The 17,863-nt window shown below is 33.8% G+C and carries 21 protein-coding genes and 1 pseudogene; 3 read left to right on the forward strand and 19 right to left on the reverse strand.

Features of this window, described 5'->3' with window-relative positions; all coding sequences use genetic code 11:
* The 8 genes from ACXY7N_RS29035 to ACXY7N_RS29070 form a co-directional block, all read right to left on the reverse strand.
* The coding region (locus ACXY7N_RS29035) for a recombinase family protein (RefSeq protein ID WP_488592831.1) at positions 1–770 on the reverse strand (770 nt) is incomplete at its 3' end.
* Between the two features lie 1,268 nt (positions 771–2,038).
* Positions 2,039–2,425, reverse strand: coding sequence for an Imm3 family immunity protein (locus tag ACXY7N_RS29040; RefSeq protein WP_098521315.1), 387 nt, complete (start codon positions 2,423–2,425; stop codon positions 2,039–2,041).
* A gap of 18 nt (positions 2,426–2,443) precedes the next feature.
* Positions 2,444–4,048 (reverse strand): deaminase domain-containing protein, encoded by a 1,605-nt coding sequence (locus ACXY7N_RS29045; protein ID WP_116349108.1) that lies wholly within the window; start codon positions 4,046–4,048, stop codon positions 2,444–2,446.
* Positions 4,045–4,407, reverse strand: a complete 363-nt coding sequence (locus tag ACXY7N_RS29050) for a DUF3958 family protein (protein WP_088084522.1) — start codon at positions 4,405–4,407, stop codon at positions 4,045–4,047. The genes ACXY7N_RS29045 and ACXY7N_RS29050 overlap by 4 nt, the downstream gene beginning before the upstream one ends.
* Positions 4,408–4,447: 40 nt before the next feature.
* Positions 4,448–4,723 (reverse strand): TIGR04197 family type VII secretion effector, encoded by a 276-nt coding sequence (locus ACXY7N_RS29055; protein WP_016134810.1) that lies wholly within the window; start codon positions 4,721–4,723, stop codon positions 4,448–4,450.
* Between the two features lie 212 nt (positions 4,724–4,935).
* Positions 4,936–5,229: a putative quinol monooxygenase gene (locus ACXY7N_RS29060; RefSeq protein WP_088084523.1), complete on the reverse strand. Its 294-nt coding sequence runs from the start codon at positions 5,227–5,229 to the stop codon at positions 4,936–4,938.
* Between the two features lie 39 nt (positions 5,230–5,268).
* Positions 5,269–5,907: a nitroreductase family protein gene (locus ACXY7N_RS29065; RefSeq protein ID WP_088084524.1), complete on the reverse strand. Its 639-nt coding sequence runs from the start codon at positions 5,905–5,907 to the stop codon at positions 5,269–5,271.
* 18 nt (positions 5,908–5,925) lie between these two features.
* Positions 5,926–6,354 carry a MarR family winged helix-turn-helix transcriptional regulator gene (locus ACXY7N_RS29070; RefSeq protein ID WP_000204180.1) on the reverse strand — a complete coding sequence of 143 codons (429 nt, stop codon included), beginning with the start codon at positions 6,352–6,354 and terminating at the stop codon, positions 5,926–5,928.
* Between the two features lie 264 nt (positions 6,355–6,618).
* Here ACXY7N_RS29070 and ACXY7N_RS29075 point away from each other — a divergent pair, with 264 nt between their 5' ends.
* Positions 6,619–8,562 (forward strand): elongation factor G, encoded by a 1,944-nt coding sequence (locus ACXY7N_RS29075; protein ID WP_116363786.1) that lies wholly within the window; start codon positions 6,619–6,621, stop codon positions 8,560–8,562.
* A gap of 46 nt (positions 8,563–8,608) precedes the next feature.
* Here the strand turns inward: ACXY7N_RS29075 and ACXY7N_RS29080 are convergent, their stop codons facing one another.
* The 6 genes from ACXY7N_RS29080 to ACXY7N_RS29105 form a co-directional block, all read right to left on the reverse strand.
* Entirely contained in the window at positions 8,609–9,253 is a 645-nt protein-coding gene (locus ACXY7N_RS29080) for a hypothetical protein (RefSeq protein ID WP_016087330.1), read from the reverse strand.
* Positions 9,254–9,274: 21 nt separating this feature from the next.
* Positions 9,275–9,742 (reverse strand): NUDIX hydrolase, encoded by a 468-nt coding sequence (locus ACXY7N_RS29085; protein ID WP_116363787.1) that lies wholly within the window; start codon positions 9,740–9,742, stop codon positions 9,275–9,277.
* 365 nt (positions 9,743–10,107) lie between these two features.
* A complete protein-coding gene (locus ACXY7N_RS29090) occupies positions 10,108–10,401 on the reverse strand; it encodes a YfzA family protein (RefSeq protein ID WP_000202084.1) in 294 nt (97 codons plus the stop codon).
* 29 nt (positions 10,402–10,430) lie between these two features.
* Positions 10,431–11,048, reverse strand: coding sequence for an ABC-2 transporter permease (locus tag ACXY7N_RS29095; protein ID WP_000933349.1), 618 nt, complete (start codon positions 11,046–11,048; stop codon positions 10,431–10,433).
* A complete protein-coding gene (locus tag ACXY7N_RS29100) occupies positions 11,036–11,908 on the reverse strand; it encodes an ABC transporter ATP-binding protein (RefSeq protein ID WP_000432458.1) in 873 nt (290 codons plus the stop codon). The genes ACXY7N_RS29095 and ACXY7N_RS29100 overlap by 13 nt, the downstream gene beginning before the upstream one ends.
* Positions 11,896–12,285 (reverse strand): GntR family transcriptional regulator, encoded by a 390-nt coding sequence (locus tag ACXY7N_RS29105; RefSeq protein ID WP_001165710.1) that lies wholly within the window; start codon positions 12,283–12,285, stop codon positions 11,896–11,898. Before ACXY7N_RS29105 ends, ACXY7N_RS29100 begins: the two co-directional genes overlap by 13 nt.
* A gap of 302 nt (positions 12,286–12,587) precedes the next feature.
* Between ACXY7N_RS29105 and ACXY7N_RS29110 the strand changes: the two are divergent.
* Positions 12,588–12,674: pseudogene (locus tag ACXY7N_RS29110) on the forward strand (DUF4240 domain-containing protein); the annotation flags it as partial.
* 61 nt (positions 12,675–12,735) lie between these two features.
* On the opposite strand, the gene ACXY7N_RS29115 reads toward ACXY7N_RS29110, so the two are convergent.
* Genes ACXY7N_RS29115 through ACXY7N_RS29125 form a run of 3 tightly spaced genes read right to left on the reverse strand, consistent with a single transcriptional unit; the run spans position 12,736 to position 14,791 of the window.
* Positions 12,736–13,152: an SMI1/KNR4 family protein gene (locus ACXY7N_RS29115; RefSeq protein ID WP_033658743.1), complete on the reverse strand. Its 417-nt coding sequence runs from the start codon at positions 13,150–13,152 to the stop codon at positions 12,736–12,738.
* Between the two features lie 46 nt (positions 13,153–13,198).
* On the reverse strand, positions 13,199–13,735 hold the full coding sequence (locus tag ACXY7N_RS29120) for a hypothetical protein (RefSeq protein WP_000580171.1): 537 nt from the start codon (positions 13,733–13,735) through the stop codon (positions 13,199–13,201).
* Positions 13,736–13,765: 30 nt separating this feature from the next.
* Positions 13,766–14,791, reverse strand: coding sequence for an SDR family oxidoreductase (locus tag ACXY7N_RS29125; protein ID WP_000697744.1), 1,026 nt, complete (start codon positions 14,789–14,791; stop codon positions 13,766–13,768).
* Between the two features lie 227 nt (positions 14,792–15,018).
* On the opposite strand from ACXY7N_RS29125, the gene ACXY7N_RS29130 reads away from it, so the two are divergent.
* Complete coding sequence (locus ACXY7N_RS29130) at positions 15,019–15,774, forward strand: CPBP family intramembrane glutamic endopeptidase (protein WP_016087327.1); 756 nt, start codon at positions 15,019–15,021, stop codon at positions 15,772–15,774.
* Positions 15,775–15,994: 220 nt separating this feature from the next.
* Here the strand turns inward: ACXY7N_RS29130 and ACXY7N_RS29135 are convergent, their stop codons facing one another.
* Both ACXY7N_RS29135 and ACXY7N_RS29140 read right to left on the reverse strand, forming a co-directional pair.
* Entirely contained in the window at positions 15,995–16,936 is a 942-nt protein-coding gene (locus tag ACXY7N_RS29135; RefSeq protein WP_116363788.1) for a serine hydrolase domain-containing protein, read from the reverse strand.
* 24 nt (positions 16,937–16,960) lie between these two features.
* Positions 16,961–17,851: an AraC family transcriptional regulator gene (locus ACXY7N_RS29140; protein ID WP_016134825.1), complete on the reverse strand. Its 891-nt coding sequence runs from the start codon at positions 17,849–17,851 to the stop codon at positions 16,961–16,963.
* Positions 17,852–17,863 lie beyond the last annotated feature (12 nt).

Here is a 17,863-nt window from a genome sequence, read left to right on the forward strand (position 1 = left end):
GCATGTTTTCCATTTGTTTGTATTTCCCCGTATTCATACATGCCACGATAAAAATTCTCTCTATCTAACATGCGTTTCACTTGTACTTTCGTAAATTGTTTACCTTTCGCTGTGCAGTAGCCTTCCACATTCAATTGTTCTGCCAATTGCGTAAGTGACCAATGTTTAAAAAAGTGTCGTAATTCAAATAGTCTACGTACAACTACTGCTTTCTCACCATCTACTTCTAACACCTTTTGTCCTTTTGTTGCCTTGTAGCCAAACAGTACACCACCACCTGCATATCCACCTTGTTCCGCTTTTTTCTTTCTGCCTCTACTTAGCTTCAATGCAATCTCGAGACGTTGATATTGGTCTAATAGCTCTAACATGCCATTTACTAAAAAATCATTTGGGTCATGTGTGTATATACTGTAATTGGGTTGTTCAATTGCTTTCACATCTACCTTGTATTTCTTTAGCTCTCGTTGTATTAACACTTTTGCCATATCAGAGCGCCATAACCGAGATGTATTGAGTACAATCACGTGCTTCACTTGTTGATATGCCATATCTGACAATAGTTCTTGTAAGCCTTCACGTTCAACTGTTAATCCATTTTCATCAACAGTCGCTCCGCTTAATCCTCTATCTTCATACACACGAAGTAGTTCTAAATTATTTTCGTTACAGTAACGTTCAATCTCTTCTACTTGATACGCTAAACTATACCCATCACGTACTTGTCCTTCCGTTGAAACTCGTATGTAACCAACTACTTTCTTTCCCATCATAAATTCCCTCCCGTTACAGTAATTTTAGTCCCTGTAACGTTTACCCGTTTTTTGCGGATAACGTGTTCATAACGTCCATCCGTTAAAACGTACTTTACGATGACTTCAAAACATAATACAACCCTTTAGTTTTCCCTCTACTATCATCATACACTGTACAAAGCCATTACAGTCTATTAAATTTAACACTTAATACATTTATAAAATTATACGTGTACCAACTTATTTCTACGCTAAAACGAAAAAAAGCACTTGTTGCCTTTAGTTGACAATCAAGTGCTTTAAGTTCATATGTTTTTAAGTAGCATAAATTTGTAAGTTTTGTAGTAACAGTATGACACCTTTTGTACATCATGACAAATACTATGTTAAAACTTACGAGTTTGTACGAGTTTGTTAGTTTAATATACACTCCATGTGTTTATATTTATCGCCCCGTAAAATGTCATCTCGCCTAAGCTCGTACTTTGTTTTCTATTCTATCATTGCACACAGTACTCCATGACGGTACAACCATCATGAGTCCTTACTTTTTTAAAGCCTGTTTTTTTGAGTTCACTTGTCTTATATGCGTTCATATTTTTAATTTTTGTACTACAAACTTTTTTGCTCTTGTACATAGCTATAAATCTAGTATCATAGGTTGTAATATTTTAAAAATCATTATAAGCAAACTAATTTGTTTACTTTTATAAACTATAATTTAAACATGAGTATTACTTAGAGCAAAAAAGCTTTAAAGTTATTCATAAATATTAGTTATTTAAAAATCCATGTTTTTCAAATGCTCTTATTAAAAAATATAACTCTGCATGTCTCAAATGTTTTGGATTATCCTTTTTGGGCGGCACCCACTCTACTTCTCTTAACCACTTTTCCGCAGCTCTCTAGTTTCTTTATGTGACTCTTTGGTAATAGTTGAATTTACACCAAAATAAGTCTTATTGCCTACAGTAATACTTGCAACTGTATCACCTGAATCTATTGAGTATGGCTTTAATCCTACCTTCTCTCTAAATCTTTTTACTCCCTCACATCCTGCAATAGAACTTTATCTAAAGACATAAAAAATCCCCTCCATAATAAACAGTACAGTAACCTTCTTTCAGCTGTCTACTATAAGGGGAAATACCCGAATACAGAAATCATCTTCTTGATGTTGCATAATTTTTTTCAAGATGACCTCTACAAAGGATACATATTATTCTTTATTTAAACTTTTTTATGAAGACCACCAAACGAAAGCCGGTAGGAATCTGTGTCTATTATCTTGACGTATTATCATAATTATCAGCATTAGGATCATAGTCCAATATTACGTTATTAAGTTTATGATTGACATTATTTATTCTGGTCAACAGATCCTCAACCTCTTCTGATAACAATTCATTCTCTAATCCATTCCTATCAATGCTTCCTAGTTCTTTTTTTATGATATCAACCACACCCACAAAAACTTTTGGATGTGTCACTACTATCTCTCCAATGGCTAAGTGAACTAATAAATTTTCTGTTTCACCCTCATTGCAGACGGTTTCGAACTCATAAAATGTTCTTGCAGTAGCATATTTATATCCTCTATTTTCATTTAACATATTATCATACATTTCTTTAACAGCCTCAATTAATTCATTATACTCCCAATCTTCCATTTATATTCCTCCTATAGACTATGGTTTTAATCTGTTTCCGTTATTATGGATAACCTCTAGTTCTATATTTTTATATTTTTTAGCAAATTCTGCTATTACCCTACTACAACTATCGCAAGTATCTAGTTCTGTAAATAACTTTATTTTACCTTTTGCCTCAGTATTATTTCCAAGTCTGTTAGCTATATCATTTAGAATTTTATACTCAGTATCAGAATCTCTTGGGTACTCAATTCCATTCTTATCTGCTGCTTTTGAAGCTTTAAAAGTTGGGTTATTAGGCTTTAATGAAATATCCGCTATCCTTTCCTCTAACGTACCATTTAGTTCATTTATGCTACTTTGAGCAAAAAACTCTGATTTATCAATACCTTTAACATCTACTTCTGCTAAAGCAAAGTTCCCAGACTTTTTATATCCACTAGTTAATTTCCCCCTTAGCTCTTTCACTCTATCAATTATATGAGCTTCAGTTGCTGTATCAATTTCCCTTGTAGGATAAACTTTACCCGTACCCTTAGCAACCCCCGCACTCCCAGACGTTGCTTTCTTCACATCTCCAATCTTTTTTAAATCATGAAGTTTATCAACTATTTTTACACCTTTCCCATATGGAGTCATCATCCCAACTGCTAGGAGTTTTTCACCATAGGTAGCTTCTGGGTCAAAGAGTGTGAAAAGATCACCAAAGAGAAAATCGAATCCAAACTTCGCCACACCAATTAAAAAAGGATCGAGTACTGGTCTTTTACCACCAACTGGCTGGCCAAAGATGTTATGCTCCATTTCATAATCATCGGTTTCAACTTGGAAATCCTCACCTATATTCCCTTTTATTGTACCATTTTTAATTCCTTCAAGGTATTTTTGTGTCGCTTGTATCTCTTCTTTTGTAAATCTATTATTGATAGATTGATTCTCGCTGCTTATTCCTTCAATGTCGTTATACACATTGTGCTCTAAATCTACACTTTTTCCAATACCATTGTCAGATTTCCGTATTTTCTCTTCTATAATTATTTGAATTTGCTTTGCCCATTCCATATTTAACTTTTCACTATGAAACGTCCCACTCACAGGACTAAATCCTTTCCCGCTTTGCACTTCAGCGAGTCCGGCTGTGATGCTAGCTGCTAATTGGAGGGCGGTACTGTAGTTGTTGCTGGATGAATGATTGAATTCATATAAATGCTCTAGTTTTTCTTCCAGTTTTTTTCTCATTGTACCTAATACCGTTACAATTGCACCTACTCCAGGCATCGGTGTAAGTACTTCTATTGCTTCTATACTTGCAATCGATTGATTGATTTCCTGTATTTGTTGTCTTATTTCATGTTCGATCACATCTGTTGAAGCAACTTTTGCTTGGAACTCATTTGGAAATGCTTCGTTTTGGCGAATTAATTCTTCACATAAGCATATGATTCCTTGCGCTAATGGCCGAAATGTTTGGACAAGGTAGGCTTTTGCACTACTGTATGTTTGTCCTTGTAATACTGTATCTATCGCAAATGCATCAATAGATTGAATGGCTTGTTCCATACTTTGAATCGTAGCATTGCATATAGCGTTCATACTTTGAGTTTGACTTTGTACTTCTCCCAAATACATGTTTAAACTCATGTATTGACCTCCCTTTGTAGTTGCTGCTGTTCATAGGAAAGGTCGTTTTCTTTCTCACTGAGATGCCGTTTTTCTTTAAGCAACGTCTCTTTTTCGTACTCTAATTCGAATGTAAGTTTTCTTTCATACTGCCTGATCTCTTGCCGCATATTCGTGAACAGGTGAAATACTTCTTTGTCACCATGCCAAGTTTCTAGTATTCTGCTGAATAAACGATTACTTCGATTTTTCCATTCATTGAAACTAGCCTCAGCTTGTTCTTGATTTTGCAGTGCAATTCGGTTTTCATTTTGTTCTTCAAATATACTTCGTAATTTTTGATTACATTGACTTATTCTCGTTTCAAGTTCTTGACTCATCTTTTCTCCCTACCTTTTCCCCTTTACGTAGGCCGTTACATTATTGAAAAGTCTTTTGAAGTCCGGTATCCATTTTCTCAAATTCATTTGCTACAGAATGGATATTATCAATCGTCTGTTGAAAAGCAGCGCAAAATTGTTTCGTGATGTGTAAATTTTGCTGATTTGCTTCTTGTGCTTTGAAGTTCACAGATAGTGTAGTACGCGTTGCCTTATTTATAGAGCGACTAGTAGCACTCTGCATTCTATCTGAAGCATTTCTCATTTTTGTTGCAAGTTGCGTTGCCCTATGCAAATTACTTTGAAATTCTCCCATCACTTACTCCCCTCTACCTTTTATTTACAAAAATTATACCACGGAAAAATATTCTAATAAACCGAATGTTCTAATTTAACATACAATTCAGCACTGTTACTGAGGATACGAGCAAATCTTCTATTTCAAACATAACTGTATCGAAAGTAGATTTTACTTATACAAAAAAAGATGACCTCAGCCATATGCCAAAGTCATCTTTTTCTATCTTATTATTTTACTAACTCGCCATTATAAACTATTATATTAAGCGGAGCAGTTAAAAATTGTTGTGCTTTACTAACGAAAGATGTGAAGTGTTCACTCGTATTATGACTCGCAACTGCTGCTTCATCTTTCCATACTTCTACCATCGTATAAACACTTTCTTTTTCTGTATCTTTATAAAGATCATAAGAGACATTTCCACTTTCTTCTCTTGAACCATGAATAAGTGGCTGAATTTCTTCTAAAAATGATTGTTGTTTCGCTGGATCTACTTGAAATATTGCGTGAATAATAATCATGGTGTTTCCCCTCTCATATTCCACTTATTTCTTTTAAAATTACTTCCACTCAGCAACTTTTTCAACTGGAAGACGTACTGATTGGTAACCACTGTCAGCAGCTTTTCCGATTGAAATTAACATTACTGGTACGTGACGTTCTTTATCTAATCCGAAAGCTTCTGCGATTTGGTCTTTTTCAAATCCGCCAATTGGACAAGTGTCATAACCGTGAGCACGAGCTGCTAGCATAAATTGCATTGCTACAAGACCACCGTCAATTAGTACTGTATCTTTCATTACTTCTGGTGTAACCATTGAAAAGTAACCAGAAAGTTTTTTCATTTGATCTTCTTTTACTTCTGCTGGCATTAAACCGCGCTCTACTGCTGAACCGTAAATTTCTTCTGCGTTATCAAAGTTGTTTAAGTCACCAAACACAGCGATCATTGCTGAAGATGTTTCTACTTGAGATTGATTGAATTTCGCAAGTGGCGCAAGTGTTGCTTTTGCTTCGTCACTTTCAATTACTAAGAATCTCCATGGTTGCATGTTTACTGAAGATGGTGCAAGTGTTGCTTCTGTAAGAATTTCTGTCATTTCTTCTTTGCTAATTTTTACTGTTGGGTCGTACTTACGAATTGAACGACGTCCTGTTAAAATTTCGTTAAAATCATTTGTTTTTACTGAGTTAGTCATAGTTGTATTCTCCCTTTTTTATAATTCTTTTATATTTTCTTGAATGTGATTTAACATATTTAAAAGATTATCGCGTTCTTCCTCACTTAATCCTTTAAATGCAGATGCTGCAAAACGTTCTTTTTCCTCTTGAAACGCTTGAATTTTATTTCGTCCCTCTTCTGTAAGAGAAACTAACGTAATTCTGTTATCATCTGGATTTTTTCGTCTTACAATCATTCCGTTTGCTTCTAGCTGTTTTAAATGCCTTGTAATCGCCGCATTATCAATATTCACTTCTTGTTGAAGTGCTTTTTGACTAATTTCACCTACTTCATATAACTGAAGTATAAGCTCTAATCGAGACTGGCTCATACCCGTACACCCTTCAAACTTCGAACTTACTTCTTTATTTAGAAAGTGTAATTTATATAAAATAATCGCTTCTTTTGAGCATGAACTTGTCAAATTAACCCTCCTTCACAATCAAAATAAAAACATTTGATGTATCAATAGTTGATATGTCAATTAATATAATCTATATCGATTTAGAATGCAAGCATTTTGTTTTCATTTATATTTTTCCAAATTAAGGCGCTTTGTCGCGTTACAAAAAATGTTAATTGCACTATAATAGTACTAATTTAAATGACTGGAGAGTGATTGTAATGCGGCAATACACAAATAGAAATGAGGAAATAAAAATGGAAAATGAAATGAGGATATTCACATATGACAACAATAAATATAGGGATTGTCGCGCACGTAGACGCTGGCAAGACGAGTTTGACTGAGCGTATTCTTTATGAAACGAATGTGATTAAAGAAATTGGCCGAGTAGATAGTGGCAATACGCAAACTGACTCAATGGAATTAGAAAGACAGCGCGGAATTACGATTAAAGCATCTGTCGTTTCTTTTTTTATTGATGATATAAAAGTAAATGTCATTGATACACCTGGACACGCTGATTTTATCGCTGAAGTGGAGCGATCATTCCGCGTTTTAGACGGTGCAATTTTAGTTATTTCTGCCGTTGAAGGTGTGCAAGCACAAACAAAAATTTTAATGCGAACATTACAGAAACTAAATATCCCAACAATATTATTCGTAAATAAAATTGATCGTAGCGGTGCAAATACTGAAAAAGTTATGAAACAAATAAAAGAAATTCTTTCAAATGAAGCATTCCCTTTCTACTCTGCCCTATACGAAGGAACGAAAGAAACCCGGATCATTGAGTACAAATCATATGACGATTGTATGGAACTGTTAGCACCATATAATGAATCATTACTTGAGTCATACGTAAATAACGAAATTGTACCGGACACTCTATTAAAAGAAGAACTCATTAAACAAATAGCGCAAGCAAATGTGTATCCAGTCTTTTTCGGTTCAGCAATGACAGGCATGGGCGTAACTGAACTGCTCGAAAATATTTCAGCCTTACTTCCAGCTAATTCTTCATCTCAAGATGAAAAATTGTCCGGTGTAGTTTTTAAAATTGACCGTGAATATTCTGGAGAAAAGATTGCTTATGTAAGAGTTTTTTCAGGTAGCTTACAAGTTAGAAAATATGTGGATATACAGCGCAATGAATCTCTACCACATAAGGAAAAGATTAAAAAAATGTGCATATTTCATAATGGAGATGCTTTACAAACTTCTACCGTTCCAAGCGGTGAATTTTGTAAAGTGTGGGGACTGAATGATATAAAAATTGGTGATATTATCGGTGAACGGACTGATTATATAAAAGACATTCACTTTGCCGAACCACAAATGGAAGCTACTATTGATACGGTGCCTACGGAACGAATTCATGATTTGTACGCTGCTCTTATGGAACTATGTGAAGAAGATCCACTCATTAAAGTGTGGAAAGACAATGTTCATAATGAACTATACATTCGCCTTTTCGGTGAGGTGCAAAAAGAAGTCATTGAAACAACACTGTATGAGAAATATAATTTGCAGGTTACTTTTTCAAATACGCGAGTTGTATGCATTGAGAAACCAATTGGCGTAGGTAATAGCATGGAAGTAATGGGTGAAAAAGCGAATCCATTTTACGCAACAATTGGTTTTAAAATTGAACGTGGTGAACTTAACTCTGGCATAACGTATAAATTAGGTGTTGAGCTTGGTTCATTGCCTTTAGCATTTCATAAAGCGATTGAAGATACAGTATTTCAAACGTTAAAACAAGGTTTATACGGATGGGAAGTTACGGACATTTCTGTCACGTTAACACATACAGGTTATGCTAGTCCTGTTACAACAGCGAGTGACTTTAGAAATTTAACACCGATCGTATTAATGGATGCTTTAAAGCAAGCTGAAACATATGTATATGAACCAGTAAATGAGTTTGAATTAACTGTACCGGAGCACGCAATTAGTACTGCAATGTATAAGCTCGCTGCCGTTCCAGCAACTTTTGCAGAGCCTATATTCAATAACAATTCTTACCAGTTAACAGGGTCATTACCTGTTGCGAAAACAGAGAATTTTAAACGAATGCTTCATTCATTTACTGAAGGAGAAGGTATCTTCACAACAAATCCATCTGGTTTCACAAAGCTGAAGCCTCCCTTCCCTACTCGAAAACGTGTTGATTATAATCCGCTAAATCGGAAGGATTATTTGCTTCATGTGCTGAAGGCTTATTAAAGTAAAAGAGGTGCAATTCGCACCTCTTTTTGCATGTATTGATAAGTTAGTTTTTCCTAACAACTTCTTTAAGCTTTTCTATTATATTTGCTATCGCTTCAATTGAATTCTTTGTTTCATATTCCCCAACATTTACAGAATGATTTGCGTTTTTAACAACATCAATCGTTAAATTTGTTTTATATAACTGATCCATTTGATTTGCATTATAATGGTGATCGTTATCCCCAATTACTAAAAGCCCTTCGTGACTACTATGTAAAATAGAATCAAAAATAGATTCAAAAGTTAGTAAAGGTGTAAGTAGTATCATTTTTGACTGTAAAAACTCTTCTCTCTTCATTACATCATTTGCAATCGGTATTGTTCCGAGTGACTTCCCTAAAAACATCGTATGATTGTATTGCTCACCTTTTAATACTTCCTTCATTACAGGATTAATATCATCCATCATTACTTTCGTTAGTTCTTCTATTGGTTTATTCATTACTTGTTTGTCGTAGGAATAGTGAATATGTACAACATCAATTTTGTTTTCTAGCATTAACATCGTTGCATAATAGAATAACGGCTTATCATAATTATATCCTGAACCTGAAAACATAAAGCAAACCCTACTAGAACCTTTTTCGATATGTGTGTAATGAATTACTTTGTCATTTATATGTATCTCTTTTTTAGTCCCCTTCACCCTTTTCCCCTCCGAATACGTTTATTTTTGCAAAACAATATGTTCTGTATGAACTGCTATATCCTTTACTTTTTCTTTTATAAACGCAGGCTGTAAATTATATACCTCTAACTCTTCTACCGGCACCCACTTAAACAAATACGATCTACCCTCTTCTTCCAAAATATATTGATCCGCTCCATTTGCAGGTAAATCATGTAGCTCTACTTCATAATAAAAACTAATCTCATGAAACTTTCGCTCAGAAAGTATAAAGAAATTTTCTACTGACCATATTAATCTCTTCACTTTAATAGGTACGTCTAGTTCTTCTGCCAGCTCCCGTTTTAACGCATCTTCACTATTTTCTAGCATTTTCACTCGTCCGCCCGGTACGTACCAAAAATCTTCACCGTCCCCTTGCAAAATAAGGATTTTATTATCATGTTTACAAATTGCTCCGACACGGTAATTAAAACATGTTTCCTCTACTTTAAACGTAAGATCCACACCCATTCCCCCTTACATATTTTTTAAATATCGAACCATTACAAAACTAATCTGTATGTGCTGTACAAATAAGATTACTAAATTTCTCTAGTTCGTTCAATAATTTTCGAACTTTCCAAAAACAATACACATCATTTGTCATCACAAGTATAAATACATATGTCACAATTACTGCGCACACTTTGGAAGTATTATGGGGGACGAATGCATCTCTATCAATATACAAAACTGAAAAATCAAATAATTTTCAAGGAATCATTGTAAAAGATAAAGTGAAACATCAATAAGTGGAGTTTTTATTTTTTTCCTGTTGTTTTTAAATATAGTTAAGACATTATTAAAAAGACGCAAGGTCAACTTATGTGCTAATTAATTCTTTTTCTAGAAAAAGCGTCTTTTATTGCACTTGTTACTACATTTAGGAATAATAAAATAGCCATAACTGCCGTTAGTACATTAAATTGCTTTGTTTTATAAGGAGCGAACCATTCCGTAAAGAACTCTGAATTAACGAGACGATCCCCAACTCCTCCTTCCTTGAAGTTCGGTATCCACGAATTCATATCAAGGATGATAAAAATTAGTTGCATAACGAAAAATGCTCCAATAGTTTTCAGCCAATTTCGTATTCGACTAGGACGCTCTTTTTTTGATGTCATTTAAACCACCCTCCTTTTAGAACTTGCTATTAAAGAGCCTTGTTCTGATAGATACGAATAGATAATATCCATGAAACCCCATAGAACCCCACTGCTATGACAGCAAATAAAAGAAATAATTTCAAATCTGAAATCTCTTTTAAAAAGGTCAGTACGCCATTAGCATATTTATTTAATAAATATGGAGTATTTCGCATTAAATATATAACTCCAATAGATAAAAATATAAAAATTGGTACAAGTGTTTTCACTTTAAATGCAACAAAAAATGGGATGTAAAATGCTGTTATCAGCATGACTGCCAAGAAGCCTAGTATGTAACTTTCTAAGGAAAGTTGAAATTCCATGCTGTCTAAAATAAAATATTTTCCAACTAAACAAAATGGGATAATTACTATTGTAAAAAGTAAGGTTCCAACGTATTTTGAACTTATAATTTCCTTCCTAGTATACGGTAATGAGTTTACTAAAATATTAGCATTATCTTTATCATCAGATTGATATGTGTTAATTACAAAAACGGCACTACAAATGATTATGACATATGCTACATCCATGCCGGCCCACAAATAGGTAACTAGAAATAAGAGATAAGCAGGCAAGAAAGTTTTTTGTAAAATCAAATCCTTTTTAATTAAGTTAAGCATCTTGAATCCCCCTTTTTCATGAAATACATAATATCCTCTAAACTTGGTTTTTCAATCACCACATCCTTATCAAATAAGTTTTCGATAGAATGTGCATTTTCAATCAATCCCTCGAAACCTGTATTTGCCTTACGTACAGAAATAAATTCACGCTCAGTATCAAACTTTAACAAATCTAGTGGTCCTTTGACTAAAACATAATCCTCTGCAATGGCATAAATATCTTTTGTGAAAATATGCTTTCCATTTTGAATAAATGTAATATAATCGGCAATGCGGTCTAAATCCGTTGTAATATGTGATGAGAAAAAGATAGTTTTCTCTCCATCCTGCATAATATTTTGTAGAACATCCAATAATTCTCTTCTGAATACAGGATCAAGTCCAGATGTAGGTTCATCCATAATAATTAGTTCAGCATGATGTGAAAGGGCAATTGCGAGAGAGGCTTTCATTTTCATTCCTTTGGAGAATGTTTTCATTTTTTTATTTAATGGTAATTCGAACAGATCTTTATAATATGTAAATTGGTTAAAATCCCATTTTTTATAAGCAGGCGCAATAATTTTAGTAATTTCCTTTAATGTGAGTTCATCATAAAACACATTATCGTCATAAACGAAGCCAATTCTTTCTTTAATTCGTTTCGCATCAGTCGAATAGTTCATGCCAAATAAGGAGACGTTTCCACTATCCGGGTTTATTAGATTCATAATCATTTTAATCGTTGTAGATTTACCTGATCCATTTCCTCCAATAAAACCCGTAACAAATCCTTTTTTTACTTCCATCGAAAAATTGTTTATTTGAAACCCTTTAAAAGATTTACTGACATTTTGAAGTTCTATTACGTTTTCCAAGAGTTTTCCTCCTCGTATAAAATTGTAAGCATTTCTTTTAGCTCATTTAAAGAAACATCCATTTGCTTAGCATTTTGAATCGCTTCACATAACTTTTCTTCAACTGTTTTTAATTTTTCTTCTTTCATAGTTTCAATGTTTTGTTCTGCTACAAAGGACCCTCTTCCGACAATCGAATTAATAAAACCATCTTTTTCCAGTTCTTCATATGCTCTTTTCGTTGTAATAATACTTACTCTTAAATCTTTTGCTAACTGACGCATTGAAGGAAGAGCATCTCCTTGCTTTAAATCACCTAGTAAAATAAGTTTTTTTATTTGGAGTCCAATTTGTTCGTAAATGGGTTCCTTTGAAGTGTTCTTAATAATGATTTGCATGCAAATACCTCTTTTGAAAAATATTGTATATATACTTTATATACAATATATACTATCGCACATTTCAAATCAACAGAAAATTTCCAAAATATAGTTACAAACACAATCTAATAATGTAATTAATACAACTTATTTATACGGGCCTCCCTTGTATTAGCCGGATTTTGAGGTGGAGGTCTTGCTACTAGCTAATACACGATAAAGACTTCGTTGTGTTTTACAGAAAAATTGGCACAACTGATAGTGTGAAAGAGAAAGAGTTTGAAATAGAAGAAAAATTTGAGGAAGTTGATATCAAGTTAGACTAGGATGAGGATGACGAAGAAGGACTGAAAAATATGTTTTCTAAGCTGTGGGAAATGTACGGGGAAGAACCAATTGAGTTATAAATTTACATACGAAAAACACCTTGTTTCTTTAGTAACAAGGCATTTTTTCTTAATACTATGTTTAAATTGTTATCTTTCCGCTCTCCCACCACTCCATAAAAATTTCTAACGAAGGAGCAATCCACGTTCTACTATCATTTTCATGGTTCCATACGTATATATCATCGCTTTGCACTATCCCATTCAAAATGGAATAGCCAAACAAATCACCATTTCCGCCATCAGCAAAAAATAATAAACAGTCAAAAGGCATATATAAATCCTTGAAATCAACTATATTTCTCATATTCATATTTTCAGTATTAATTTTTGAAGCATCCCAAATAAAGTCTCCGTATTCACCAGCTATACCGTTTGTTTCCTGTAATAATTGATATAAATCATTCGGTAACTCCACCTGCAAATTTTTTTGAACTTCGGCGTGTGCAGCCTTTATAGCTGGATTTTTTAAACTTAAGTTTGATGAAATACTGCGAATGGTGTTTTTTCCACATAATCTTTTCTCCTCCTATAATTCTTCATGTTCAATCAAGTTTATACCAATAATCAAATTGGGTATGTACTTGTATCACATATGTTATCATCTCTGGATCATTTGGTTGTTTTTCCTTCTTTATATCTCTAATAGCATATTCACTTACATAACGAGTATCTCCCGTCTTATCTCGGTAATAATTTCCCTTTTCGGTTTCTACTACCGTACTATCACCTTTAAAATAGAGCTGAATTTCTACACCGACCACGTTAGAATTTGGATACTTTAACTTCCCTATTTTTTGATAAAATGAGATTACTTCTGCCCTCGATTGCTTCGTTTCTATAACTCGATTCGCTACCACTTCCCAATAACCGCCATTCCCTATTTCAATCCAATTTTTCTCATCCGCTTCATAATCTTTAATCACTTTACTATCCAAAGGCATCGGCAATTGAAAAAATTCAGAAGAAAAGGAACGAGAGATATACCACGTACTATTTCTTACGAGAATGACAGTTAGCAAGAGCATTATTACAGTTGAAATTATCGTTCTTTTTCTAACCTTTTTTAATTGACCTATCATATTTCTATCCATTCCTATTATCTATAAAAACTATCCATTCCACTTTTCTAACAATTCTTTCTCTCTCTCACCTGAAATACCTGTTTTTAATTTCCATTCGTCCGTACTCTCCATCCACTCATACACATCTGTAACGGTCTCTTCTATTCTTCTAAAAGTAAGCCCTTCATTAACCGCACTTTCGATACAAATAGAAAACCCGCCTCTCCACGGCTTCGTCTCACCATCTAATGGGAAAGTTTCTGGAATCCACAAAGGCATTTCTGTCCAAGGCTGCACATTATGTTCACTCATAAACGATTCGTCTACCCAAACAAATTCAGCATCGCTATTCGTAACCTTTTTACACGTATTTAATAGCTCTTCCATCGTCAATTTATCATTCGGACCTGTTATATTGAATGTACCTGCTTTATTATTTTCTGCCATGTTGAGTCCAAAGCACGCGACATCTTTTATATCAACCATCTGCACTGGACGGTCTTTTCTTCCTGGAACTAACACTTTACCTCCTTTTGCAACACGCTGAATCCAGTATGTTAGTCGATCTGTATAATCAAACATTCCTGAAAGAAGTCCTGCTCTTACATGTAAAACACGCCCCGGCCAATACTTCTCTGCTTCTTTTTCACATAATACTTTCAGCGCACCATAATGCTCATAAGGAGAAACTTCACCATTCTCTACAGCCTTTATTTGCTCTTCCGTCGGTTCAGGTTGTAATATATAGTCTTCTTTTATGTCATGTGGAATCCAGTCTTTATATACAGAAAGACTTGAGATGAATATATAATGCTTTATATGATTTTTTAATACTTCTCCAACATTCCGAATGTGATGCGGAGAAAAGCCACACGTGTCTATGACAACATCCCACTTTCGATTCTCTAAGCTTAATACATTACCATTTCTGTCACCGATTAAATGTTCCACTTCAGGGAAAATCTCTTTGTTTGTTCCACGATTAAATACTGTAACCTCGTGCCCCCTGTTCAAAACTTCTTCTACAAATGCTCTTCCTAAAAATCGTGTACCGCCTAGTATTAGAATTTTCATGGTTCTCCCCCATTCGTAATAAAAAATCTATTCTTTTGTTTAACGATTTTTTGTTGTGAAAAGTTACGGGGGATAATTTATTTTTTTCTACAAGTTCAATATATGCAATTTCGACACTTTTTCTATCTTAAAAACAATAATATGGAAATATTCATTCTGTCGATTTCCATTTCATATATAATTAAAATATCGGATATTCGATTAACCACTTATACATACTTAGGCAGGTGAAAAATATTAATAAACACATAGTTTATCATTCAACATTATGTATTTATTTTCTTACATCACTTGTATATATCATCTTGCTGAACATAGAAAATGGTCGTAATTATTTGGGGTTTACAATGGTTGTTCCGCTTTTAGCGGTTATTTCATATCAAACATTATATAAGAAACAAAAAATAGTTCATACATTTGGAATTTCACGCCCAAAAATAAAAACACTAATTTTCTCCATATTATTTCCACTACTTCTAGGGCTATGTCTCCATTTTTATTTTTATATTTATGATATAAAGTTCTTATATCATCATTGGAATGAATTAGGATTTCTCTTGCTCGTTGGTCTTACAATTGGATCTTTATCTGCATTATTAGAAGAGATTATATGGCGAGGGAATTTTCATTTCTATTTACGAAAAAAATATTCATTTATGCAAACAGCTATTATTATAGCTTTGCTTTGGTCTTCATGGCATTTACCAGTAGCTATCTTTTATAAAAATTATGAGTTTCAGTTTGTAGGAATATTAAGTTATCTCTCTTTATTATTTATATTGTCTTTAATTTTGACGTACACGAGAGAATATGGTGGTTCTGTAATATCACCCGCAATTTTACATGGTATGTTTAATGTATTTTATTTAACAGATGTAGTACAAAACAAGTGGGATGCCAGCCTAATAGAATTAATCAAATTTACCTTACTAGCAATTGTGCTGGGCACGATGTATCTTATACTTCACAAAGTTAAAAAATAGTTAAACAGCTAAGAAAAAAGATGTTTCTTCTTTTAGTTGAAAGCAGCTTTAATAGATTATAAAGTACTTCAACACCTTGCAATTATTTAATAATCGTATAGGTGTTGAAGTTTTATAATCTTAGTTACATAACTTTGTTAACACAACACTTTTTTCTATCATGGAGAACAAAACAAGTTTAACTAAACCTTTCATTCTTATTTTTATAAAAATAACCATTTTAATCTTTTAAATAAGGAAGTATGCACCCTTTAATTAATTCCCATCTATCCCGTGCATTCGGCATAACTTCAGAAGCAATTACTACAACCAAATCCTTCTCCGGTACACAACAAATCATATTCCCACCATCACCCATAGCACAGTATGAAAAGATTCCATCTTCTTCTCGTAACCACCATAAATAACCATATTGATTTTGGTTCATTTCTGTTGATTCTTTTATCCATGATTTTGATAGTATTTGTTTTCCATTATGAATACCTTCATTCAAATACATCTGTCCAAACTTAGCCATATCCCTAATCGTTAACGTTAGTCCCCATCCACCCGTTGAAATACCGTTTGGATCATGACCCCATCCTTTTACATCTTTTCCGAATAAGTCATCGAATCCAAATGCTTTCATATTGTAGTTTGGAATTTCTCTCATGCCGAGTGGCTGAAATAAGTATTCGTTTGCAAATTCACGAGCACTTTTTCCTGTTGCGCTCGTAATAATTGCTGATAGTACATGAGCTCCTGCAGATGAGTATTTAAAAAATCCGATTTCTCCGCCGTTCCCCATTCTATTAAGTGTATACTGTACCCAATCCTCTTGTGTACATAGTTCTTCTAACGGTTCCTGCCAGTCTACAAAAGGATATGGTGCTGTCATTGTAAGGAGGTGTCGCACTGTTATTTCAGATGCCTTAAGTTTATATTCAGGGAAAAACTCTATTACTTTTTGATCAACGCTTTTTATATAGCCCTTATCTATACATATCCCAATTAACGCAGAGATTATCGTTTTTGTGACAGATGCTACATGAAATGCATCATCTGGACCGTGTCCGTTATAATATTTTTCAAAAATAACATTCTCTTTCTGCACTACTAACATACCATTCATATTTTTATATTCTTCTTTTATAATTTGATCTAACTTTTCAGCAGTTTTCATTATTCTTTCCCCTTTAACTTATGATTAAAAAGGTTCGATAGGTACATATATATCAACTATATGTTTATGCTTGGGATGCTGATTGGGATTATTTCTATATACTTCAAAAGGATACGAATCTCTCGGTTTATATCCGCTATTTGGAAGCCACTCACCGTATAAGAAATCCCATGCTCCTTTATATTCATCCTGGAATATTTCAAAATGCCCTACTGCATACTTTCCAGAAGGTATTACCATTATTCCAATATCACTCGTTTTTACTGCGGACGCATCCGGAATTGTTATACATAAACTTGTTCTTAAATGATAGTCCTCAGTAAATTCATGATGATCGTGGTAAATGGTTAATACTTTCGTATCCTCAAATACATGATAGTTTTGCTTAGCTGCGTAATAAAATAATTTCTCTATCATTTCTGGAAAAGCTATAGTTAACTCCTCATATGTACCAATATGTCTTATGTATGCGAGGTTTATATCATCCGCTGTTACAATTTCAACATTACCTCGAACCTTCTTACATTCATTGTATTGAGAAGCTCTGCTTACGTCTTTGCAATTCTTGCTATTGTCGTTTCGATATTGAGACGGACTTACTCCGTAATAATTTTTAAATGTTCGGGAGAAAACAGCTGAATCTGTGAATCCGAAGTGATACGCAATATCTGTAATCGTCATGTCTGCTCGATATGTAAGTAGATGTGTTGCCCTTTCTAGTTTCAAGCGATTCACATACCGAGATAATGGCTCATCAACTATTCCTTTAAAAATCCGATGAAAATGATACTTCGAAAATCCTGCTATATCCGCTAACTCTTCAATGGATAGTGAACTGTCTATGTTTGATTCTATATAATCTTGAACTGTATGTATGCGTCTTACATACTCATTTCTACTTTGAGAACTCTCCATATCCTTGCCTCC

This window comes from Bacillus sp. 5w2 (assembly GCF_054353775.1).